The 22,776-nt window shown below is 59.4% G+C and carries 22 protein-coding genes and 1 pseudogene; 10 read left to right on the plus strand and 13 right to left on the minus strand.

Going from position 1 to position 22,776, the window contains the following annotated elements:
• Nucleotides 1-839, plus strand: a pseudogene (locus T18_RS27460) (hypothetical protein); the annotation flags it as partial.
• 104 nt (nucleotides 840-943) lie between these two features.
• On the opposite strand, the gene T18_RS02800 reads toward T18_RS27460, so the two are convergent.
• Complete coding sequence (locus T18_RS02800; protein ID WP_025593313.1) at nucleotides 944-1,861, minus strand: PhzF family phenazine biosynthesis protein; 918 nt, start codon at nucleotides 1,859-1,861, stop codon at nucleotides 944-946.
• A gap of 306 nt (nucleotides 1,862-2,167) precedes the next feature.
• On the opposite strand from T18_RS02800, the gene T18_RS02805 reads away from it, so the two are divergent.
• Together T18_RS02805 and T18_RS02810 are read left to right on the plus strand one after the other, a co-directional pair.
• Nucleotides 2,168-2,941 (plus strand): NAD kinase, encoded by a 774-nt coding sequence (locus T18_RS02805; protein ID WP_038490804.1) that lies wholly within the window; start codon nucleotides 2,168-2,170, stop codon nucleotides 2,939-2,941.
• A gap of 21 nt (nucleotides 2,942-2,962) precedes the next feature.
• A complete protein-coding gene (locus tag T18_RS02810; RefSeq protein ID WP_038492797.1) occupies nucleotides 2,963-3,463 on the plus strand; it encodes a hypothetical protein in 501 nt (166 codons plus the stop codon).
• Nucleotides 3,464-3,543: 80 nt separating this feature from the next.
• Here the strand turns inward: T18_RS02810 and T18_RS02815 are convergent, their stop codons facing one another.
• The 4 genes from T18_RS02815 to T18_RS02830 all read right to left on the minus strand — a co-directional run bounded on the left by T18_RS02815 (nucleotide 3,544) and on the right by T18_RS02830 (nucleotide 9,359).
• Nucleotides 3,544-4,014 carry a cysteine hydrolase family protein gene (locus tag T18_RS02815; protein WP_003512771.1) on the minus strand — a complete coding sequence of 157 codons (471 nt, stop codon included), beginning with the start codon at nucleotides 4,012-4,014 and terminating at the stop codon, nucleotides 3,544-3,546.
• 73 nt (nucleotides 4,015-4,087) lie between these two features.
• Nucleotides 4,088-5,219, minus strand: a protein-coding gene (gene prfB / locus T18_RS02820; RefSeq protein ID WP_121556197.1) for a peptide chain release factor 2 whose coding sequence is annotated in 2 segments (ribosomal slippage) — nucleotides 4,088-5,149 and nucleotides 5,151-5,219 — 1,131 coding nt in all. Because the reading frame shifts where the segments join, the coding sequence is not laid out codon by codon here.
• Nucleotides 5,220-5,317: 98 nt separating this feature from the next.
• A complete protein-coding gene (locus tag T18_RS02825) occupies nucleotides 5,318-7,762 on the minus strand; it encodes a penicillin-binding protein 1A (RefSeq protein ID WP_003512768.1) in 2,445 nt (814 codons plus the stop codon).
• Nucleotides 7,763-8,087: 325 nt separating this feature from the next.
• A complete protein-coding gene (locus T18_RS02830; protein WP_038490798.1) occupies nucleotides 8,088-9,359 on the minus strand; it encodes an N-acetylmuramoyl-L-alanine amidase in 1,272 nt (423 codons plus the stop codon).
• A 645-nt stretch (nucleotides 9,360-10,004) separates the two neighbouring features.
• Here T18_RS02830 and T18_RS02840 point away from each other — a divergent pair.
• Nucleotides 10,005-12,962 (plus strand): Rne/Rng family ribonuclease, encoded by a 2,958-nt coding sequence (locus T18_RS02840; RefSeq protein ID WP_038490794.1) that lies wholly within the window; start codon nucleotides 10,005-10,007, stop codon nucleotides 12,960-12,962.
• Nucleotides 12,963-13,168: 206 nt separating this feature from the next.
• On the opposite strand, the gene T18_RS02845 is transcribed toward T18_RS02840, so the two are convergent.
• The 3 genes from T18_RS02845 to T18_RS02855 form a co-directional block, all read right to left on the minus strand.
• Complete coding sequence (locus T18_RS02845) at nucleotides 13,169-13,873, minus strand: SDR family oxidoreductase (protein WP_038490791.1); 705 nt, start codon at nucleotides 13,871-13,873, stop codon at nucleotides 13,169-13,171.
• A 147-nt stretch (nucleotides 13,874-14,020) separates the two neighbouring features.
• Complete coding sequence (locus T18_RS02850) at nucleotides 14,021-14,386, minus strand: antibiotic biosynthesis monooxygenase family protein (RefSeq protein WP_038490788.1); 366 nt, start codon at nucleotides 14,384-14,386, stop codon at nucleotides 14,021-14,023.
• Nucleotides 14,383-14,709, minus strand: coding sequence for an NIPSNAP family protein (locus T18_RS02855; RefSeq protein WP_038490785.1), 327 nt, complete (start codon nucleotides 14,707-14,709; stop codon nucleotides 14,383-14,385). The genes T18_RS02850 and T18_RS02855 overlap by 4 nt, the downstream gene beginning before the upstream one ends.
• Nucleotides 14,710-14,783: 74 nt before the next feature.
• On the opposite strand from T18_RS02855, the gene T18_RS02860 reads away from it, so the two are divergent.
• Nucleotides 14,784-15,467, plus strand: a complete 684-nt coding sequence (locus T18_RS02860; RefSeq protein ID WP_038490782.1) for an ArsR/SmtB family transcription factor — start codon at nucleotides 14,784-14,786, stop codon at nucleotides 15,465-15,467.
• Nucleotides 15,468-15,498: 31 nt separating this feature from the next.
• Here the strand turns inward: T18_RS02860 and T18_RS02865 are convergent, their stop codons facing one another.
• The gene (locus T18_RS02865) at nucleotides 15,499-16,656 is read right to left on the minus strand and encodes a pyridoxal phosphate-dependent aminotransferase (RefSeq protein ID WP_025593298.1); all 1,158 of its coding nucleotides are present in this window, start codon (nucleotides 16,654-16,656) and stop codon (nucleotides 15,499-15,501) included.
• Between the two features lie 171 nt (nucleotides 16,657-16,827).
• Between T18_RS02865 and T18_RS02870 the strand changes: the two genes are divergently transcribed.
• From T18_RS02870 to aat, 5 genes are all read left to right on the plus strand, one after another.
• Nucleotides 16,828-17,595 (plus strand): DsbA family protein, encoded by a 768-nt coding sequence (locus T18_RS02870; protein ID WP_038490779.1) that lies wholly within the window; start codon nucleotides 16,828-16,830, stop codon nucleotides 17,593-17,595.
• Nucleotides 17,596-17,719: 124 nt separating this feature from the next.
• Nucleotides 17,720-18,157: a type II 3-dehydroquinate dehydratase gene (gene aroQ, locus T18_RS02875; protein WP_019565501.1), complete on the plus strand. Its 438-nt coding sequence runs from the start codon at nucleotides 17,720-17,722 to the stop codon at nucleotides 18,155-18,157.
• A gap of 25 nt (nucleotides 18,158-18,182) precedes the next feature.
• Nucleotides 18,183-18,668: an acetyl-CoA carboxylase biotin carboxyl carrier protein gene (accB, locus tag T18_RS02880; protein WP_003512759.1), complete on the plus strand. Its 486-nt coding sequence runs from the start codon at nucleotides 18,183-18,185 to the stop codon at nucleotides 18,666-18,668.
• 12 nt (nucleotides 18,669-18,680) lie between these two features.
• Nucleotides 18,681-20,027, plus strand: coding sequence for an acetyl-CoA carboxylase biotin carboxylase subunit (gene accC / locus T18_RS02885; protein WP_013635980.1), 1,347 nt, complete (start codon nucleotides 18,681-18,683; stop codon nucleotides 20,025-20,027).
• Nucleotides 20,028-20,032: 5 nt separating this feature from the next.
• On the plus strand, nucleotides 20,033-20,647 hold the full coding sequence (gene aat, locus T18_RS02890; RefSeq protein WP_003512757.1) for a leucyl/phenylalanyl-tRNA--protein transferase: 615 nt from the start codon (nucleotides 20,033-20,035) through the stop codon (nucleotides 20,645-20,647).
• A 16-nt stretch (nucleotides 20,648-20,663) separates the two neighbouring features.
• Here aat and T18_RS02895 read toward each other — a convergent pair whose 3' ends face one another.
• From T18_RS02895 to T18_RS02910, 4 genes are all read right to left on the minus strand, one after another.
• Entirely contained in the window at nucleotides 20,664-21,101 is a 438-nt protein-coding gene (locus T18_RS02895; protein ID WP_013635979.1) for a DUF2155 domain-containing protein, read from the minus strand.
• A 144-nt stretch (nucleotides 21,102-21,245) separates the two neighbouring features.
• Complete coding sequence (locus T18_RS02900; RefSeq protein ID WP_013635978.1) at nucleotides 21,246-21,644, minus strand: NADH:ubiquinone oxidoreductase subunit NDUFA12; 399 nt, start codon at nucleotides 21,642-21,644, stop codon at nucleotides 21,246-21,248.
• A 109-nt stretch (nucleotides 21,645-21,753) separates the two neighbouring features.
• Nucleotides 21,754-22,227, minus strand: a complete 474-nt coding sequence (locus T18_RS02905) for a GNAT family N-acetyltransferase (protein ID WP_038490777.1) — start codon at nucleotides 22,225-22,227, stop codon at nucleotides 21,754-21,756.
• Nucleotides 22,224-22,721, minus strand: coding sequence for a GNAT family N-acetyltransferase (locus T18_RS02910; protein ID WP_003512751.1), 498 nt, complete (start codon nucleotides 22,719-22,721; stop codon nucleotides 22,224-22,226). Before T18_RS02910 ends, T18_RS02905 begins: the two co-directional genes overlap by 4 nt.
• Nucleotides 22,722-22,776 lie beyond the last annotated feature (55 nt).

The raw sequence follows: 22,776 nt of genomic DNA on the forward strand, positions 1-22,776 counted from the left end.
TGAAGCGCGGCGCGTTCGACCTGCCGGAAGAGGCCAAGGAAAGCGCCGCAGCGATGCGCCGCGCCGTTTCCGAGCAGATCAAGGCCCTGCAGGATATTTCCCAGCTTGTCGGTCGCTCGACCCAACAGATGGAAGTTTCCGAACCCGTCGCCCGCGCCATTGCAGCGACCCAGCCTGCCGCTGAACGCCGTGTCGAAGCGCGTCCGCAGCCGGCAGCAGCCACGCCGGCACAGCCACCACGCCCGGCTCAGCCGCAGCCGGCAGCCGCACCCGCCTCGCGTGGCACCCTCCCGCTTGAGAACCGCCAGGTCGAAAACCGTCAGGCGCCTGCCCCGTCCCAGGCGGCTGCAGCGCCTGCCGCACGCCGCGAAGAAGGCGGTGGCTGGATCAGCGATCTTCTGCGCGGCGCCTCGCAGGAATCGGCCGCCGCTTCCGCACCCCGCGCAAGCGGCGATCAGCAGCCGACCCGTGCTGCCGATACCCGCAATCCGCGTCACATGGTGGAATCGCTGAACTCGCTGTCCGTCGACATCGCCCGCGCGATCGACCACGATGCGTCGGTGGAACTGTGGCGCCGGTACCAGCGCGGCGAACGTGATGTCTTCACCCGTCGCCTCTATACGCTGAAGGGCCAGACGACGTTTGACGAGATCAAGCGCAAATACGAGCGGGAGGCCGAATTCCGCACCGCCGTGGACCGCTACATCACCGATTTCGAAAAGCTGCTCGCTGATGTCGCCCGCACGGACCGTGACCGGACAGTCACCCAGTCCTACCTCACCTCCGATACCGGCAAGGTCTACACGATGCTTGCCCATGCGGCGGGTCGGTTCAACTGATCTCTGGTTAAGACCAGAAACAATAAAACCCCGGTCATGGCCGGGGTTTTTCTTTTTGGTCGGCAGGTAGCTTATCGACTGTAGTTCAGTCGCTCACGTTGAAATCAGATCTCGAACGTACCCGATGCTACACGGACCGCGTGGCCACCGATGCGGGCGCGGGCGATTTCGTTGTCCTTGATGTCCATGCGCAGATGGATGTGGGAAGGACGTTCCATCTCCACGCCCTGCTCTATCAAGAGCGGATAGTGACCGTCTGTCAGGCCGTCGAAATGATGGATTGCACCGGAAAGGGCGGCGGCGGCGGAACCGGTGGCGGGGTCTTCCGAAATCCCCATTTCCGGGGAAAACATGCGGGCATGGAACTTTGCCGCGTGATTGACGCCGCCGCGACAGTAGATATAGGCCGCCGTCAGGCGCCCCTCCACCAGCGGTGCGGTGCGCAGCCAGAGATTGGCGTCGAAATCCATTTCGCTGATAGCGGCAATATTGTGCAGCGGCACGAGCAGGAACGGCACACCGGCCGTCCAGATCGACGGTACGTGGTTCTCAAAGCCGAGATGGCCTTCGCTCACGCCCAGCGCATCGGCAAGTGCGGCATGATCGAGCGGCAGGGTGACGCGGGACGATTTGCGCGGCAGGTCGAATTCGGCGAAGCTGACCGCACCGGCGCGCATTTTCACCGCACAGCGGACCGGACCCACCTTTTCCTCCAGCACACAGACCATATCGATATCGTCGTCACCTTCATTGCGATTGCGCTCGGCAATCGCGATCGCTGCGCCAACAGTCGGGTGGCCCGCGAAAGGCAACTCACCTGAAGGCGTGAAGATACGCAGCGAAGCCGCGTGGGCCGGGTTGCCCGAGCGGTTGACGAAAACGGTCTCGGAGAGGTTCATTTCTCTGGCTATCGCCTGCATCGTCACTTGGTCGAGGCCATCCGCGTCATACATGACCGCCAGCGGATTTCCCGCCATTTTGGTCTCGGTAAAGACATCGTAGATATTGTAATTCAGCACCACGCCCGTCTCCTGCCACTCGCCGTTCCGCTTGTTTCGCGCAAGTTGCCTCACGTCGCGCCGCATCGCAACCCTTGTCGAAGGCAGGAAACCAAGAAGCTGTGGACCGCACGCGGGCAAACCCGCCTGCTGCGAACGCCTGTCCGCCGGAAAGGCCTTGTCGCCTGCTGCCGTCTTCATGTACCAAGGATGCGTCTTGTGGCTTGCGATCGACCGTTTTATCGACGTTTGGAGATTGTGAGCTGCTTCAACAGGTTACAGCATCGTCCGCATATCGATTCCGGTATGCGTCGTTGCCGAGGGAAGCGAATGTCGCATTCTAACTGTTCACTATCCTTCGTCGCCTCCTCAACCGAGGAGGCCCAGAGGGCGCTGGAGGAGCTGAAAGGCGCTTACGGCAACACGCCCTTCGACGAGGCGGAAGTGATCGTGGCGCTCGGCGGCGATGGCTTCATGCTGCAAATTCTCAACGAAACGATGAATTCCGGCAAGCGGGTCTATGGCATGAACCGGGGATCGGTCGGCTTTCTGATGAACGACTACCGGGTAGATGGCCTAGTCGAGCGTATTGCAGTGGCGACCGGCAATGATTTTCATCCGCTGCGCATGACGACGACGGATTCCGACGGCGATGAATTTACGGCACTTGCCATGAACGAGGTCAGCCTGTTCCGGCAATCGCATCAGGCCGCAAAGCTACGTGTCGAGGTGGACGGCAAGACGCGGCTTGAAGAGTTGATTTGCGACGGCATGATGGTTGCGACACCGGCAGGATCGACAGCTTATAACTTCTCAGCCCATGGACCGATCCTGCCGTTGGAATCACCGCTGCTGGCGCTCACACCCGTCAGCGCCTTCCGGCCAAGGCGTTGGCGCGGCGCACTTTTGCCCAACAAGGTGACGGTCGATATTCACGTTCTGGAGCGCGACAAGCGTCCGGTGAACGCGGTCGCCGACCATACGGAGGTGAAATCCGTACGGCATGTGCGGATTGCGCAATCGCAGGACAGGACGGCCAGAATTCTCTCGGACCCGGACCGTTCATGGTCAGACCGCGTACTCGCCGAACAATTCAACAATTGACGCCAACCACTGATGATGGCCATGCCCCTGAAAAAACCTCTTCTTGCCGCCCTGATTTTCGCCGCCACAGCGCTTCCCGTGCGGGCGCAAACGGAGGCCATAGACAACTTGCCGGTATCGGCGATCTTCGTTGTCAGCAGCGGCATGTGGGAAGAGCATAATCTTGAGCCGGTGAAAGGTCCTGACGGCCAATTGCGTCCGCCGCCAGCGACACCCACACGCGGTTATTACAAGGTGGTTGCAATCCGCCAGGGCGATGGCACCGCTAAAGTCTATCTGCAGCGCATCGCCACTACCGCAAACGGACCGAACCTTCTCGAAAACATCGAGCTGGAAGAGTTCAGCCAGATGAAGTCCTACGTCACGGATATTCGCCCCGAAAGCTCAAACGGTGCATCGGCCTCGCCCGGCCTGTTTGTGACCGTCTATCTGAAAACCGATCCGCAGATCAGGGAAGCGGAAAGCTGGACAATCCTGATCGACGAACTCGGCGAGATGAAGATCGAAAAGGCCTCGAACTGAGGGCGAGAGAACGTCGGTTTGAACGGAATCGTTGGAGGTTCTCTACCTCCTGGATTATACGCAGTTTTACTGGAAACTCTCTACGCGTTAAGCTCATGCGGCCCGGCCAGAACCGCACCGAAATGATGTTTCCATAGTCTGGCGCCGAGTTCGCCGCTGCGATCGAGGCTGGAGCCGACCGTCAGCCATGGCAGAAGCGTGGGATGAAGCCCCGCATCAAACAGGGCAAAACCCGCAGCCAGTACGCAGGTATCGGCCTGAATGCCGCAGACCAGCACCCTGTCGAGCTTTAGAGACAAGAGGTGGTCGATAGCCGCCCTTGGCGGAGCGTAGCCGTGCTTTATGAAAATCCAGTCCGCCGCAACCAGCGAGCAGTCGTCCCTGCCCGGCTTCCAGCCAAGTTGCCGCTCGAAAGGCGTGACGCTTTCATCATGGCGCTCGACGCTAGCAACGCTTGGCATGGTGGCGGCCAGCGCGGATATGTCCGCCACAAGCGCAGCCGGCGGATTGAAGCTCGGCTGAACGTCGACGATGTAAAGCGCCTGTTTCATCCATCTCCTCCAACGAAAAACCCCTCGCAATGGGTTTGCGAGGGGTGACTTTTTCAAGCGACGCTGTGACGCGTCAGTCGATATCAGCCACTTCCACGTCTGCGCCACCGCTGATGCGGTGCGCGAGGGCCGCTTCCATGAACTGGTTCAGATCGCCATCCAGCACGTTGCCGGGTGCGGTGCTTTCCACGCCGGTGCGCAGGTCCTTGATCAACTGGTAGGGCTGCAGAACGTAGGAGCGGATCTGGTGGCCCCAGCCGATATCCGTCTTGGATGCGGCCTGGGCGTTTGCCGCATCTTCCCGCTTTTGCAGTTCCACCTCGTAGAGACGGGCGCGCAGCATGTCCCACGCCTTGGCGCGGTTCTTGTGCTGGGAACGCTCCTGCTGGCAGGCCACGGCAATACCGGTCGGTATGTGGGTAATACGCACGGCCGAATCGGTGGTGTTGACGTGCTGGCCGCCTGCACCGGACGAACGATAGGTATCGATGCGGCAATCGCTCTCATTGATGTCGATCTGGATCGAATCATCGACCACCGGGTAAACCCAAACGGAGGAGAACGATGTGTGGCGACGCGCATTGCTGTCATAGGGCGAGATGCGGACGAGGCGGTGTACGCCCGATTCCGTCTTCAGCCAGCCGAAGGCATTGTGGCCCTTGACGAGGATCGTCGCGGACTTGATGCCGGCCTCTTCGCCGTCATGAACTTCCAGCACTTCAACCTTGAAGCCTTCGCGGTCAGCCCAGCGGGTATACATGCGCAGCAGCATGTTGGCCCAGTCCTGGCTTTCCGTACCGCCGGCGCCGGAATGAACTTCGAGATATGTATCGTTGCTATCAGCTTCACCGGAAAGCATGGCTTCCACCTGACGGCGGTTCGCCTCGCTCCTCAGCGCGTTCAGCGCATCTTCGGCGTCCTTGACAATCTCGTCGTCGCCTTCCATCTCGCCGAGTTCGATCAGCTCGACGTTGTCCTTGAGCTGCTGCTCAAGCGCCTTCACGCCATTGATGCTGTCATCCAGCTGCTGGCGCTCGCGCATCAGTTTCTGCGCTTCGGTGGCATCGTTCCAGAGGGTCGGGTCCTCTGCCTTGTTATTCAACCAGTCCAGTCGTCTTATCGCCTGGTCCCAGTCAAAGATGCCTCCTCAGCAGGCTTATGGCCTGCTTGATTTCGTCGACTACGTTCACAATTTCATTGCGCATTTCGCTGGTTCTTCGCCTTCATTTAAACTGGTAGCTCAAATAAATGCGGGGGGCGCGGATGTAAAGACCCGCGCCCCCCGCCAAACATAAGACTGGTATCAATAAAGACCGCCGCCACCGCCGGTGATGGCCTGCTGGGCCTGTGGCGAGGTCTTCAGAATATCCTCCTGCGACATGCCTTCCGCGCCGATCACCGAGAAGGTATCGGCCGGGCCGGTGCCCGGCTTGAAGGCTTCCATGATCGTATCAGGTTCGCCTTCCGAAGCGGCCATGCCGGTCTTGCGGTTGACGGCGATGAACTTCATGCCTTCAGGCACGATGAACTTGCTCGGTTCCAGGTGCTTGGCCGCATCGGCGATGAACTCGCCGAAGATCGGTGCCGACAGCGAACCACCGGTGCCGCCGCGCCCAAGCGGTGCGGGCGAATCGAAGCCGATATAAAGACCGGCAACCATGTCCGGCGTGTAACCGACGAACCAGGCGTCCTTTTCATCGTTGGTGGTGCCTGTCTTGCCGGCAACCGGCAGATCGACCTTGATCTTGCCCGCCGCCGTGCCGCGCTGCACGACACCTTCCAGCATGGATGTCGTCTGGTAAGCGGTCATCGGGTCGAGAACCTGCTCGCGGTTATCAACGATGACCGGCTCGTCCTGATTTTGCCAGCTTGTGGCGTTGCAGCCCTCACAGGCACGCTCCTCATGCCGGAAGATCGTCTTGCCGTAACGGTCCTGGATGCGGTCGATCAGCGTCGGCTTGATCTGCTTGCCGCCATTGGCGATCACAGAATAGGCCGAGACCATGCGCATGATGGTTGTTTCACCCGAACCGAGCGACATTGCCAGAAGCGGCGGCATCTTGTCGTAGATGCCGAAGCGTTCGGCATATTCAGCCACCAGATTCATGCCCATGTCCTGCGCCAGACGCACTGTCATGAGGTTACGGGATTTTTCGATGCCGAGACGCAGGGTCGAAGGACCGGCGGAACCCCCGCCGTAATTCTGCGGCTTCCAGACCTGACCGCCCGAAACAACCTCGATCGGCGCATCGAGAATGACCGAGGCCGGGGTATAGCCGTTGTCGAGTGCAGCCGCATAGATGAACGGCTTGAAGGAGGAGCCGGGCTGGCGCATCGCCTGCGTGGCGCGGTTGAATTCCGATTGCGCATAGGAGAAGCCGCCGACCATGGCCAGAACGCGGCCAGTGTGCGGATCCATCACCATCATGCCGCCCTGCACCTTCGGGGGCTGGCGCAGACGATATTCGTTGCCGGAACCGGACAGCGGCTGTGCGTAAACGACGTCACCAACAGCCAGAACGCCAACCGGCGACTTAGCCGTCGGCTTTTTGCCTGTGGCATCGCGATAGGCCCAACGCATGTTTTCAGCGGAGATATGGCCGCGTGTGCGCTTGTCGCCATCCTCGGCATCAGGATCGACCTGCACGCCAATATCGATGCCATCGGCAGCAACGGCGAGGACAACTGCGATCTTCCATTCGGGAACGTCGCGAAGACCCTTTACCTTGGCGAGCGCCGCAGTCCAGTCACCGGTTGTCTCGATCTTTTCGACGGGTCCGCGGAAACCGCGACGCTCGTCATATTGCACCAGACCGTCCTGAAGCGCCTTGCGCGCCTCCATCTGGATCTGCGGATCGAAAGAGGTACGAACCGAAAGACCGCCTTCAAGAAGCGCCTGCTCGCCGTATTTCTCGACGATCTGGCGGCGGACTTCCTCGGCGAAATAGTCAGACGCGAAGATATGCGCGCCGCCACGGCGCAGATTGACGCCAAGCGGCTGCTTCTTTGCATCCTCTGCATCGCCGACCGTGATGTAGCCGTTCTCGGCCATGCGGTCGATCACCCAGTTGCGGCGCTCCAGCGCCGCCTTCTCGCGGCGGATCGGATGGTAGTTGGCCGGACCCTTCGGCAGCGACGCGAGATAGGCGGTTTCCGCAATCGTCAGTTCCGTGACCGATTTGTTGAAATAGGTGAGTGCCGCACCGGCGATACCGTAGGAATTCAGGCCGAAAAAGATCTCGTTGAGATAAAGCTCGAGGATCTTGTCCTTGGAATAGGTCTGCTCGATGCGGAAGGACAGAAGCGCTTCCTTGAGCTTGCGGTCGAAGGTCTGGTCGTTGGTGAGCAGGAAGTTCTTTGCCACCTGCTGGGTGATTGTGGACGCGCCGACCGGACGACGGCCGGAGCCGATATTCTGGAGGTTGACGAGAACGGCACGGCCGAGACCCCAGATGTCCACACCCGGATGGTTGTAGAAATTCTTGTCTTCCGCCGAAAGGAAGGCTGCCTTCACCCGGTCCGGGATAGCCTGGATCGGCAGGAACAGGCGTTTTTCATGGGCGTATTCCGCCATTAGCGCACCGTTGCCGGCGTGCACACGGGTCGTCACCGGCGGCTCATAAGTGCTCAGAACTGCGTAATCCGGCAGGTCCTTCGTCACGCCGTGCAAATAAATTGCACCGGCGGCGGCGGCGCACAGGAAGAGCACGCTGGCCAAGCCGAAAAAATATCCAATCAGTCTGATCATACCAAGCTACCGATAATTCGAATCGTAACCATCAACGCCCGATGATACGGGCGCATCCTTGCATATCGCGTGCCGTTTTGCACACCATACCTTCGATGACAAGCCGGAACGACAGCATTCGCTGATATGTTACCGGGCCGACTGCCGCAATTGCGGTTCCAGCCGCAATGGCGGATCACCACAGAATCCGCTTCCGCAATAACGCGGCGAATGTGAGTAAAATAGGGCTTCGCCAACCTAATCGTCCGCAAGGCCCAAGAATTGAACAGCTTTTCGGCAGCAAGGGGCACGGCGACAACGGGGCGCCGCCCGCCGGCCCGGCCCTTCAGCCGCCGTTCGCCATGGCCTTGGTGCGGTATCGTCCGACCGCAGTTGCAAGCGTATCGGCGACCTTCTTGCGCCATTCCGCATCAAGAAGCAGTTTTTCATCTTCCGGATTGGAGAGAAAGCCGAGTTCCAGCAACACCGATGGCACGTCATGGGCGCGCAGCACCATGAAACCGGCATAACGATGCGGATTGTTGATGAGGCCGACCTGTCCCTCGAAGGACGATACGATATTTTCTGCCAGCGTCACCGAAAAGGCCTGCGTTTCGCGCCGGGTGAAATCGAGAAGGATATCGGCCACCTCAGGCGGCTCGCTGGAGGCTGCCACACCGGCAATCTGGTCGGACTTGTTTTCGCGCTCGGCCAGCTCCTGCGCCCTGCGGTCTGAGGCGCGGTCTGACAATGTATAGACGGTCGCGCCCCGGATGCCCTTCTGCTTCAGTGTATCGGCGTGCAATGAAATAAATAGGTTTGCATTGTTCTGCCGGGCGATCGTCACCCGTTCCGACAGAGCGAGAAACGTGTCGGAATCACGCGTCAGGAACGCCTTGATGCCGGGCTCCCGGTTCATCCGCTCCACAAGTTCCTTGGCAAAGGTCAGCGTGATGACCTTTTCCTCCGTGCCGGTTACGCCGCCGGAAGCGCCGGCATCGATGCCGCCATGGCCGGCATCAACAGCGATGACGAAATCCGTCTGCCGCGATGTCTTGTCGTCAGGCGTGATCGCCGCTGTCGAGACCGGCGCCGGCGCGCGCCATTGCTGCTCTTTCACCAGTTCGGCGAATTTGGCCTTGGTGGTGATCTCCGCATCCAGGACGAAACGGAACGATGTGCCGTCCTCGCCCTTCTTGGTTTCGGCAACCGCCACCTGAACCGGTTTTTTTGCCGTCAGCACGATGCGGGCGCTGTCTTGCCCCATGCTACCGAAGCGAATGTCCGAGAAAAGGCCAGTTGGCGCCAGAGCCGATGCGGGGAACGCAAAATTCACCGCCGGAAAGTCCACGACGATGCGGGCGGGCGAATCGAGATAGTGAATGTCGAATTCCGGCTCCTCGGCAAAATCGAGAACGATGCGCGTGCGCGCCTCGTCGCCGATGATGCGTGCCTGATTGGCGATGAGCGGCTCCACGGCCAAGGCCTGTGGAACGCAGGAGACGAATGCGGCGACCGAAAAGACAACCGGCAAGACAAGGGCACCCGCAAGCCGCGCGATTCGCGCGCCAAGCGGCCCTGCCCCATCGAATATCGCTGCGCTGCGCGTGAAATTCATGGTCTTCAAGAAATTCCGTATTTCAGTCATTTTTCATAAATGGTGCGGCAAAGTGCCGGGAACGTCGTAATTTCGGGCACGCCGGACGCGTGTTTGTGCGTTTGCGCCCCACAATCGCAGGCGTTGGTGAACCAATTGTTAACCCGGAAATTCCACCAACAATATGGCATATTTAGCCAGCCTATTGCTATTATGACAGAGAAAACATACAACAAGGATGAGGGTTAAAAGTGTTGACGGGATAGATGCCCGCCGGCTGCCAATCGAAAAAGACGCTGGCGCTGCAAAACGGGCAATCATCTGCCGTCGTTACATTTATCCTGAAACTGGATCAATTCCGGCCGTGGCCGGAGACCTACCCGGTGGCAATGCCACCGCTGCTCTGAGGAGAGCAAATTCATCGGACCCCAAGGGGTCTATATATTATTGTCGTTCCGCCTGGCCAATGATGTCGCAGCAGTTTTCATATGAACCGGATACCAGGAGCAGGCCAAGCGCCTCGCCGTCGGTCCGGATGCTGCCAGTTTACAGAGGCCCGGCTGGAGACTTCATTTCCGGCACATCCTTGCACTCATATGAAAGGCTCGTCCGTGTGGCGGGCCTGTTCTCGTATAAAACAAGGCTGCGCCGAGGAGCACAGCTTACATGGCAGACAAAATGCTTATCGACGCCTCCCACGAAGAGGAGACACGCGTAGTCGTTGTCCGTGGGAACCGGATCGAGGAATTCGACTTCGAATCGGAGCACAAGAAACAGATCCGCGGCAATATCTACCTTGCCAAGGTCACGAGGGTTGAACCCTCCCTTCAGGCGGCCTTCGTCGATTACGGTGGAAATCGCCACGGGTTTCTCGCTTTTGCGGAAATCCACCCTGACTATTACCAGATCCCGCTCGCCGACCGTCAGGCACTCCTCAAGGCGGAAGCCGAGGATCATCGCCGCAGCGACGACTTCGAATCGGCTGACGCCCCCGAGCCCGGCGCACCGGCTGTCGATCTGTCGCAGGCGGACCAGCCGGATGTCGGCATCGTTGCCGTCAGCGAGACGACTGACGCCGTGGTCGTGGACGAAACCGTTGCCGCTGCCGCTGCCGAAGAGGTATCCGAAGATGTGACTGCTGTGGCCGTCGAGGCCGTTGCGGAAGAAGCACCGAAGAAGCGTACCCGCCGCCCCCGCGCCAAGAAGAAGGTAGCGGAAGAAGAAGCCGTTTCCGACACCACTGTTGAGGCCTCTTCCGAAGAAGACGGCAGCACGGGCGGCGAAATGGCTGCCATGGTCGATACAGATACGATTTCCGAGGAAGTCGAGGGTCTTCGCCGTGGCAATGACGATGATGACGACGACGATGATGACGATCATCACGAAAAGGAAGTGATCGAATCCGTCGGCGCCGAAGACGCCATGGAAGAGGTTCCCGATCGCGTTGCCCGCAAGCCGCGCAAGCAGTATCGCATTCAGGAAGTCATCAAGCGCCGCCAGATCCTTCTCGTGCAGGTTGCCAAGGAAGAACGCGGCAACAAGGGTGCCGCACTCACCACCTATCTGTCGCTTGCCGGCCGTTATTCCGTGCTGATGCCGAATACCGCACGCGGCGGTGGCATTTCCCGCAAGATCACCCAGCCGACCGACCGCAAGCGCCTGAAGGAAATCGCCCGCGATCTGGAAGTTCCGCAGGGCATGGGCGTCATTCTGCGTACTGCAGGCGCCAACCGCACCCGCGTCGAGATCAAGCGCGACTTCGAATATCTGATGCGCCTGTGGGAAAACGTCCGCACGCTGACATTGAACTCCACGGCCCCCTGCCTCGTTTACGAGGAAGGCTCGCTCATCAAGCGTTCGATCCGCGATCTTTACAACAAGGATATCAGCGAGATCATCGTTTCGGGCGAAGAAGGCTACCGTGAAGCAAAAGACTTCATGAAGATGCTTATGCCGAGCCACGCCAAGGTGGTTCAGCCTTACCGCGACATCCACCCGATCTTCTCGCGCTCGGGCATTGAAGCCCAGCTCGACCGCATGCTGCAGCCGCAGGTTACGCTGAAATCGGGCGGTTACCTCATCATCAACCAGACGGAAGCTCTGGTTGCCATCGACGTGAACTCCGGTCGTTCGACCCGCGAGCATTCCATCGAAGAAACGGCGCTGACGACCAATCTGGAAGCGGCGGAAGAAGTGGCTCGCCAGCTGCGTCTTCGCGACCTTGCCGGTCTTGTTGTCATCGACTTCATCGACATGGAAGAAAAGCGCAACAACCGCTCCGTCGAGAAGAAGCTCAAGGACTGCCTGAAAAACGACCGGGCGCGCATCCAGGTCGGCCGTATCTCGCATTTCGGTCTTCTGGAAATGTCGCGCCAGCGCATCCGCGCTTCGGTGCTGGAATCGACCACGCAGGTCTGCCAGCATTGCGGCGGCACGGGTCACGTTCGCTCGGAATCCTCCATCGCGCTGCACGTGCTGCGCGGCGTTGAGGAATATCTGCTGCGCAACACGACCCACAACATCACCGTGCGCTGCACGCCGGAAACGGCTCTCTACCTGCTCAACCACAAGCGCGGCACGATTGTCGATTATGAAGGCCGCTTCGGCGTGGCGATCATCATTGCGGCCGATGCCGGCGTCGGCGCGCAGCATTTCGCCATCGATCGTGGTGAAGCGGTTGAAAATCCGGTGAAGATCGAAAGCCTTATCCAGATGCTCCCGAGCTTCGTGGAAGAGGAAGACGATTTCGTTGTTGAGGTGGAAGAGGACGAAGAAGAGGAAGAAATCGTCAAGGCGCAGGCCAGCGAGCCGCGCCAGCAACAGCAGCAGGGCGACAATGGTGAAGACGGCAAGCGCAAGCGCAAGCGTCGTCGTCGCCGTCGTGGCAAGGGCGGACAGAACGACCAGAACGGTGCAGTTGATGCGCAGGCTGGCGATGACACCGGCGCTGATGATGCGGACGACGAAGATGGCGTCGAAACCGATGAAGCCGCAGACGACGCCGATGAAAACGGTGTGAACGAAGCTGCAAGCTCTGATGAAGAGGGCAAGCGCAAGCGTCGCCGTCGTGGCAAGCGTGGCGGCCGTCGCAACCGTGCTGAAGACGAGGCTCTCGATGCCGCAGGCAATGAGTCCGGCGAAGAAGGCGAAACGGAAGGCGAAGGCGAAGAGGTTTCCGCCGCAGCATCCGTAACCGAAGTGCCTACCGCTGCCGAAGTGGTGGAAGGTGTGGTTGCCGACGTTGTGGAAGCGGAAGCCCCGAAGAAACCGCGCCGCACCCGCAAGGCGAAGGCCAAGACCGAAGACGTACCGCCGGCTGAAGCGGCACCGCAGGCTGAAGTCGCAGCCAAAACCGTTGAAACGGTCGAGCCGGTGATCGTCGAACCCGCAGTCGTTGTGGAAACCGTCGTCGATGTCGCCCTCGACGAAGTGGGTGAAGCCTCGGCCGATCTGGGTTCGGAAGCCGTAGCACCCGCGACGGAAGAAAAGGTTCGCGCGAACCGGGGCAGCAATGTCTCGAATTCGGAGCCGGTCGTGACCTCCTCGGGCACGCCCGCCAACCCTGACGGCGACGAGCCGAAGCCGCGCAAGGGCGGCTGGTGGCAGCGAAAAGGCTTCTTTTGATAGAAGACACTGAAACGAAAAACGCCCGCAACCATGTTGCGGGCGTTTTGCTTTGTTGGCGGATGTTAGGTTTATCTCATGCCGTAATCGATCCGGCATCCAGCCACGGCGCGTCTGCGCCGTGAAAGAAATCTCTCGCGATCAAGGACTTGACCGCGTTGGCAAAGGACCAAGTCCGGGGTGACGGAAGCCCGATATGCCAATCGTCAAACAGACCGTGTCAGACCACCATCGACGCGGATGTTCTGGCCGGTGATGTAACCCGCACCTTCCGAGGCGAGGAAGGCAACGGTTGCGGCTATCTCCTCGCTCGTTCCGTAACGCTGCATCGGCACACCCTGGCGGCGCTCTTCCGTGGCTGGCAGGCTATCGATCCAACCGGGCAGAACATTGTTCATGCGCACATTGTCGGCCGCATAGGTATCGGAAAAAATCTTGGTGTAGGAAGCAAGGCCGGCGCGGAACACTGCAGAAGTCGGGAACATGCTGCTCGGCTCGAAAGCCCAGGCAGTCGAGATGTTGACGATCGACCCGGCTTTCTGTTTCACCATAAATGGAGCCACGATCCGTGTCGGGCGGATGACGTTCATCAGGTAGACATCGAGACCCGTGTGCCATTGCTCATCGGTGATATCGAGGATGGAGGCGCGCGGGCCATGGCCTGCACTGTTCACGAGAACGTCGATACGTCCGAATTTTTCGAGCGTCAGCTCCACCAGTCGATTGAGATCGTCGTTGGACTGGTTGGAGCCGGTGACGCCGATGCCGCCCAGTTCCTTCGCCAACGCCTCTCCCTTGCCGGAGGACGACAGGATCGCGAGCTTGTAACCATCAGTGCTTAGACGTTTCGCCACGGCCGCCCCCATGCCGCTGCCGCCTGCCGTCACAATCGCCACTTTTTCTGCCGACATCGTTCTTCTCTCCATGTCCAATCGGGCGGACCGCCGCGTGGCAGCCCTTCTCCATCCATAACCCGCTCCTTCTATAGCGGGTTTTGGCAGCGAGTTCGAACCAGAAAGCCTTGGACCGGCTTGAAGAAAAACTGATCTGAAGGCCCGTCAACGCCGCACTTGATTATCCGCCGCATGGGCCTGTCTGCTGTCGATCGGGGCCTCCTCCCTCTCCTTCAAACCATAGTCCCGCATCACGGTGGCGATACGCAGGCGATAATTGCAAAAGACGCCGGACCGTCCCAGCGACTGTGCTGCGCGATGCGACGCGGTGTTGCGCCATGCCTTCACCGCCTCCTCGTCCCTGAAGAATGACAGCGAAAGCATCTTGTCGGGATTGCTGATGCTCTGAAAGCGTTCGACGGACAGGAAGCCGTCGATGGTTTCGAGCTCGCCGCGCAGGCTGGTGGCAATATCGAGATAATGCTGTTTTTCGCCCTCAGCCGGCCAGACCTCGAATATGACGGCGATCATCGTTCGCCTCCGCCGTGCGGCGCAGATGCCAGCCTCAGGAACAGCCTGTCCTCACGGCGAATGAATTGCTCGCGCCGGGCGAATTCATAATTTTCCTGCCCTGCCGGATCGGCGGCAAGTCGCGCCCGGTAGGCTTCGTACGCGGCAAGGTTTTCGATGTTATAGATGCCGTAGGCAATAGTGCTCGATCCCTCTTTCGGCGCGTAATAGCCGATCAGATCGGCGCCGCAGCGCGGTATCGCCTCACCCCAGTTGCGGGCATATTGATCGAAGGAATCGACCTTGAAGGGGTCGATCTCGTAACGGATGAAACAGGTCAGCATCGTCGGTCTCCTCGTGTTCTGACTTCCCTGTCTACGCCATTGCCTCACATCAATGCTTCGGCTACCATCGAACTATGAAAGACGGACCCTTGATCGCAAATGTCGCCGCCCTGATCGGCGACCCCGCCCGCGCCAACATATTGACGGCGCTGATGGACGGACGCGCGCTGACGGCAAGCGAGCTTGCCGAAGCCGCCGGCGTGACCCTGCAGACCGCCAGCGGGCATCTGTCAAAACTCTCCGACGCCCAATTGCTCAAAGCGGAAAAACAGGGGCGGCATCGCTATTTCCGGCTTTCCGACGCGGATGTGGCTCAGGTTCTTGAAGCGCTGATGGGACTTGCGCAGCGCACCGGGGCCGTGCGCGTGCGTACCGGACCAAAGGACACCGCGCTTCGCGAGGCGCGCATCTGTTACGATCATCTGGCCGGAGAAAGTGGCGTGGCACTGCTTTCGACTATCACCGCAAAAGGTCTCGTCACGTCAGGCGACGATCCCGCACTTACGGATAGCGGGCGGGATTTCTTCTCGAGCTTCGGCATTGATCTTTCGCCGCTGGAAAAGGCAAGGCGCCCGGTTTGCCTGCATTGCCTGGACTGGAGCGAACGTCGTCACCACCTCGGCGGCGGGCTCGGCGCATCGCTTCTGAAAGCCATGCAGCAGCGCGACTGGCTGCGGCAAGGAAACGGGCGCGTGCTGACCTTCACCACAAAGGGTGAAAAGGCCTTTGCCAGCACCTTCGGTTGCTCGCCCGCGTGATTCCCGCCAAAGGCGAGAAGAACCCAAGGGCTTATTTCAGCCAGCCAGCAATGCGCCCAACCGCCTCTGCAATATCCGACACCGAACCCGCGTAGGAAATGCGCAGCGCCCTGTGGCCCTCCTCTGGATCGAAATCCATGCCGGGCGTCGCCGCCACGTCGATTTCCGCCAGCATGCGCTTGGCGAAATCCATGCTGTCATTAGAGAAGCGGCTGGTATCGACATAGGCGTAAAATGCGCCATCCATGGGAGACGCCAGCGGCAGGCCGATTTCCGGAAGGCGAGTCATCAGGAAATCGCGGTTGGTGCGGTAGCTTTCCCGGTAGACGTCGAGTTCCTCCGCCGCCGAAAAGGCTGCGGTTGCCGCCAGTTGGGATAGTTCCGGCGGTGAAATATACAGGCTCTGAGCAAGACATTCGACCGGACGGACGAGATTTTCCGGCAGGACCATCCAGCCGATGCGCCAGCCGGTCATGCAATAATATTTAGAGAACGAATTGATGACGACGGCATTGTCGGTGAGTTCGAGCGCGCTCGTTTCCTCGCCGACGAAAGTCAGGCCGTGGTAGATCTCGTCGGAAATGAAGGCGATATCCCGGCTTTCACAATAGTTTGCCAGCCGTTTCAGCGCTTCGCGGCCGGTGACCGTGCCGGTCGGGTTGGCCGGGCTTGCCAGGAGCACGCCCTTCAACTTGCAGCCCGCCCTGGTCTCCGCCCGCTCGAGGCTGGCAGGCGTCAGAGTATAGCCGGTTTCCGCCGTTACCGGCACTTCCACGACATTGAGGCCAAGCGCTTTCAAGATATTGCGATAGGCGGGATAACCGGGCCTTGCGATCGCGACATGATCACCGGCATCGAAAAGGCTGAGGAAGGCGAGGTTGAAAGCGGCAGAAGACCCGGTGGTAACGGCAATGCGCGCCGGATCGACGATAACCTGGTGGCGCAGCCGGTAGTGGCCAGCAATCGCTTCGCGCAATTCACGCAGGCCCAGCGCATCGGTATAGCCGATCCGCCCATGCTTCAGCGCTTCCTGCGCGGCCGCCAGAGAGGCTTTCGGTGCGGGATGGGAAGGCTGCCCGACAGCCATGGAAATGACGGGGCGTCCCGCCTGCCGTCGCCGGTTCGCCTCCGCCAGAATATCCATGGCGTGAAAGGGTTCGACTGCGCTCCGCTTCGACATCGTTATCAAGGGCATGCTCTTTCCTGAACCGTATTTCAGAGACTTGCCCCAGAATCACACGCTTCACAATCGTGCGACCATAATGCGGACAACTATTTTTGGCGTATGGCATTTGGCTTAAAGTAAGGTAATTGCATCATAACATTCATGAGGCATTGGCCGCACAGTATGAGGACCGATATGGCGCATCTTCTCCGTTCAACCCTTCTCGCCAGCGTAACGGCCCTTTCCATGGCTTTCGCTTCTCTGCCCGCCCATGCCCTCGATGACAAGCAGAAGAAGGAATTGGGTGAGTTCATCAAGCAATATCTGATCGAGAACCCCGAGATCATGCTTGAAGTTCAGGACGCGCTTGAACGCAAGCAATATGCGACCCGCAACGCCAAGGCGGCGGAAGCCGTGGCCGACAACCAGAAGACGATCTTCGAATCGAAATACGATCTGGCGCTCGGCAATCCAGACGGCGACGTCACGCTGGTCGAGTTCTTCGATTACAATTGCGGTTATTGCAAACGCGCCATGGGCGACATGGACAATATTCTGAAGACGGACAAGAAAGTGCGCGTCGTGCTCAAGGAATTCCCGATCCTCGGGCCGGAATCGGTCGCAGCGCATCGGGTCTCCAACGCCGTCAAGCTGCTTGCGCCTGCCAAATATCCCGAATTCCAGCGCGCCTTGCTGGGCGGCCGCGGACGGGCGAATGAAGACAGCGCCATGGAAGTCGCGACGTCGCTCGGTCTCAAGGAGGCCGACATCCGCAAATCGATGGCAGAAAACCCCAACGACGCGCAGGTGCAGGAAACCTACAAGCTCGCCAACAGCCTCGGCATAACAGGAACACCGTCCTATATCGTCGGCAACGAGGCTGTTTTCGGCGCTGTTGGTGCGGACCCGTTGAAGGAAAAAATCGCCAATATGCGCAGCTGCGGAAAAGCCACCTGCTCCTGATTCCGCAAAAAGCCGCTGCATTCCCTGTGGATGCCGGGCCTGCCGGCTCTTTACGGCTTTCGGGGGCTTTTCCTTGAAGGCTGCGCAGTCTATAGGTGTCGCTGATTTTCTTATGGAAACACGAATGGGCAACATCATCATCGTCATCAACGGCCCCAATCTCAACATGCTGGGAAAAAGGGAACCGGGTATCTATGGTGGCAAGACGCTGAAAGACATCGAGAATGATTGTCTTGCTGCTGGTGCAGATCTCGGGTTCGCTGTGGAATTCCGCCAGTCCAACCACGAAGGCGTGCTCGTGGACTGGTTGCATGAGGCGGGAGAGAGAGCGGCAGGTGTCGTCATCAATCCCGGCGCCTACAGCCACACCTCGATCGCGCTGCATGACGCCATTCGTGCGATTTCCACGCCTGTCGTGGAAGTGCATATTTCCAACATCCACGCGCGGGAAGAGTTCCGTCACAAATCGATGGTATCGCCCGCCGCGAAGGGCATGGTCTGCGGTTTCGGACCATATGGCTACATCATGGCGCTTCACGCGCTGAAGAACATCACGGCATAAAAAGAAACAAAGAATAGGGTTTGTCATGTCTGAAAAGAAACAGGGTATCGACAAGGAACTGATCCGCGAGCTCGCGAATATCCTCAACGATACCGACCTTTCGGAAATCGAAGTGGAGCAGGAAGACCTGCGCATCCGCGTTTCCCGCGCCGCTCCGCCCACCACGGTATATGCCGCAGCGCCCACCGGTTACGCAGCACCGGCGCCAGCCCCTGCAGCGGCGGCAGTTGCCGCTCCGGCAGCACCTGCGGTCGCCGCAGCACCTGCCCGCAACCCGGCCAATACCGTTACCTCGCCAATGGTCGGCACGGTTTACCTGTCGCCTGCTCCGGGCGCACGTCCGTTCGTCGAAGTGGGCGCGACCGTCAAGGAAGGCCAGACCATCCTCATCGTCGAAGCCATGAAGACCATGAACCAGATCCCGGCTCCGAAGTCCGGCAAGGTCGTGGAAATCGTCGTCAACGACTCACAGCCCGTGGAGTATGGTGAAGCTCTCGTGGTCATCGAATAAAGGCGGTTCAGCATGGTTTCGAAGATCCTCATAGCCAACCGCGGCGAGATTGCGCTGCGCGTCCTGCGCGCTGCCAAGGAGCTTGGCATTCCGACAGTCGCCGTGCATTCCACCGCAGACGCGGACGCCATGCATGTGCGCCTTGCCGACGAAAGTGTGTGCATCGGCCCGCCGCCTTCGCGTGACAGCTACCTCAACATCCACCAGATCGTTGCGGCCTGCGAAATCACCGGTGCGGACGCCGTTCACCCCGGTTACGGCTTCCTGTCGGAAAACGCCAAGTTCGCCGATATCCTCGACGCGCACGGCATTACCTTCATCGGACCGACCGCAGAGCATATCCGTCTTATGGGCGACAAGATCACCGCCAAGCAGACGGCGCAGGAACTCGGTATTCCCGTGGTTCCCGGCTCCGACGGCGAAGTGAAGCCCGAGAATGCGCTCGAAATCGCCCGGACGATCGGCTTCCCGGTCCTGATCAAGGCGACGGCAGGCGGCGGCGGTCGCGGCATGAAGGTGGCGAAGACGGAAGCGGATCTCGACGAGGCGGTCTCGACGGCCCGCTCCGAAGCGGCAGCTGCCTTCGGCAACGACGCCGTTTATATGGAAAAATACCTCGGCAAGCCGCGTCATATCGAAGTGCAGGTTTTCGGCGACGGTGAAGGCAACGCCATTCACCTTGGCGAACGCGACTGCTCGCTGCAGCGCCGTCACCAGAAGGTGCTTGAAGAGGCGAACTCCCCGGCCCTCACCGTTGAACAGCGCATGAAGATCGGCGAAATTTGTGCAAGCGCCATGCGCAAGCTGAAATATCGCGGTGCCGGCACCATCGAGTTCCTTTACGAAAACGGCGAGTTCTATTTTATTGAAATGAACACGCGTCTTCAGGTGGAACATCCGGTGACGGAAGCGATCACCGGCATGGACCTCGTGCAGGAACAGATCAGGGTTGCTTCGGGACAGGGCCTGTCGGTCACGCAGGCGGATATCGAATTCCATGGCCATGCCATCGAATGCCGTATCAATGCCGAGGACCCGCGCACATTCGTTCCCTCCCCCGGCACGTTGACCTATTTCCATACGCCGGGCGGCCTTGGCGTGCGCGTCGATTCGGGTGCCTATCAGGGCTACAAGATCCCGCCTTATTACGACAGCATGATCGGCAAGCTTATCGTTCACGGTCGCGACCGTGACGAATGCATCCGCCGTCTACGCCGGGCACTGGACGAGTTCGTCGTCGACGGCATCAAGACCACGCTCCCGCTTTTCCAGGATCTTCTTCAGAACGAAGATATCCTCAGCGGCAATTACGACATTCACTGGCTGGAAAAATACCTGGCCGGTGATGCGTCTCACTAAGAGATATGGTTGGGCGGCGCAGCAAAAATAACGGCATAACCGTCGATATATTGCTGCGCGCCTATTCCGCCGGCCTGTTTCCGATGGCCGATTCGGCTGACGATCCCGAGCTTTTCTGGGTCGAGCCGGAAATACGCGGAATCATTCCGCTCAACGATTTCCACATTTCCAAAAGCCTCGCCAAGGCGATGCGCAAGAAGCCATTCGAGATACGATTCAATACCGCTTTCGAAGCGGTGATGGCAGGATGTGCGGCTGAAGCGCCGGACAGGCCGAGCACCTGGATCAACGCCACAATTCGCAAACTCTACACCGAACTGCACCAGATCGGCCATGCCCATAGTGTCGAGGCGTGGGATGGCAAGGAACTTGTCGGCGGACTTTACGGCGTATCGCTTGGGGCCGCATTCTTCGGCGAGAGCATGTTTTCCCGCCGCACCAACGCCTCGAAAATTTGCCTCGTGCATCTGGTGGAGCGGCTGAGAGCAAGCGGTTTCGTGTTGCTCGACACTCAATTCACCACCGAGCATCTGAAGACATTCGGCGCGATCGACGTGCCGAAGCAGCAATACGCGAAAATGCTCGATCAGGCCGTCAACCAGCCAGACCTGCAATTCTAAAAATCATAACGTAACGTTATTTGCTTGCCGTTGAGGGAGCGGGAACTTCGGAGTCCTGCTTGCAGCCAGTCAGCCATACGTCGTAGATCGGGTGCTCGACGGCATTGAGGCCGGGGCTGTCGGCGAACATCCAGCCAGTGAAAATCCGCTTTATCTTGCGGTCGAGAGTGATTTCATCCACCTCGATGAAAGCATCGATCTTCTGGGCTTCCGTCTGGTCGCGCGAGTAACAGACCTTAGGCGTCACCTGGAGCGCGCCGAACTGAACCGTTTCGTCGATATAGACATCGAAAGACGTAATGCGGCCGGTGATCTTGTCGATGCCGGAAAACACTGCCACGCGGTTTTCAAGACGGGCGGCGGAGACGGGCGATACGAGGATGACAGCAGAGACCGCTGCAAACAGCGAGACTGTCAGCGCACGCAAAGAACGATCCCGCGTGAATATCCTCATACGATATGTCTCCAAAAATTGCCTGTGTCGGGACGACGACCGGATCAACGCGTAAGGGCGGAATGTGGCAAAAACCGGTGAGGTCGGGTGCCAAGCGCGGCGTTTTGCACAACACCGCGCATCGCAATGCTCATTTTGCCCTGCTCAGTTGCCGGGGGTCCAGGCGTCGTAGTCGCCGGTTACGCGTGGACGCTCGCCTGCGACCGCCAGCGATCCCTGTGGGCGATAGGCCTTGGATGTGCCGGTGAGGTTGGCCTGATGCGCCTTCTGCCATTCCCGCGGAACGTATGTTTCCTGGCTCGGCGGCACGTCGGTGCGGTAGTGCATCCAGCCATGCCAGCCGGGCGGAATGGCAGAAGCTTCGGCATATCCGTTATAGATCACCCAACGGCGCGGCATGCCCCAGGAGGTGGTGCCGCCTTCGTAATAGGTGTTGCCCAACTCGTCCTGTCCGACCTTCTTGCCGAAACGCCAGGTGTGAAACCGCGTTCCGATCGTCTGGCCGTTCCACCAGGTGAAGATTTGCGTCAGGAGAGTCTTCATTATGCGTTCCTCGGGCTTGAATGCGCCGCAGCGATTTTCCGTGCACGGCACAAGACAAGCTTATGCCGCCCCTCACCGCGATTGTCCAGTATTTCCCGATATATCCGCGCTATTTCAGCTTCATCCTGAAACCGAAATGCCGCTTCTCGAAACCCAGCCGCTCGTAAAAGCGATGGGCATCGAGCCTCGCCACGTTGGAGGTGAGCTGCACGGCTTTCATGCCCTTGGCGCGCGCTTCATCAAGGCAATAGTTGATCATGACCGCACCGATGCCACGGCCGCGCATGTCGGGCCGCGTCTGCACCGCTTCAATCACCATGGATTTGGCGCCGCGCCCGATAAGCTTGGTCAGGATGGCCGTCTGGAAAGTGCCGACGATCTCGCCGTCCAGTTCCGCCACGTAAAGCGTCTCGGTGGGTGACGCCTCGATGTCGCGGAAGGCCGCGAGATAGTCCGGCAGCGCCGATTCGTCGGCCGTATCGCCGTGGCCTCCGATTTCGTCAGCGGCATAGATGGCCGCGAGTGCGGGAACATCCTCTTGCCGTGCCGCGCGGATTACCAGCGTATCTAATGTCGCATTCATCGTTTCAGGCTCTTTTCCATGACGATACCGGGAAAACCATCGATACCCGCCATGCGCTCGATTCGGTCAACCTCGGTAAATCCGACGCCTTCATAAAAGGCTATTGCGACAGTATTTTTGGGCTCCACTTCCAGACGCATGATTTCCGCATCCGGAAAGCAGGTTTCAAGCTCGGCGAAGAGATCGCGGCCGACGCCCTGACGCTGGAATTCGGGCCCGACATAAAGCTGGTGCAACAGGGCTGTCTTGCTCATCTTCGCAGACATGGAAGCATAAGCCATACCGCCGATCTGCCGGCCATTATCGGCCACCAGAAATTCGCCGCCCTTTTTCTCGATGCGGTCCTTCATGGCCTGTGGCGAATGCCATGCGGCAATCAGCTCCTTCACCTTGTCTGCGCCGTAGATCGCGTCATAGGTCGCATGCCAGGTGGTAGCCAGAAGCGCCCGGACCGGCTCGATATCGCGCTGGCTTGCCGTGCGTATGAAAAACATGATGTTTGCTCCGTCTCGAAACAGAAATGCCGGGCATGATCCCGGCATAAATCAA

Origin of the sequence: Rhizobium sp. TBD182 (assembly GCF_001950375.1) — a bacterium.
In the GTDB taxonomy this organism is placed as follows: domain Bacteria; phylum Pseudomonadota; class Alphaproteobacteria; order Rhizobiales; family Rhizobiaceae; genus Agrobacterium; species Agrobacterium tumefaciens.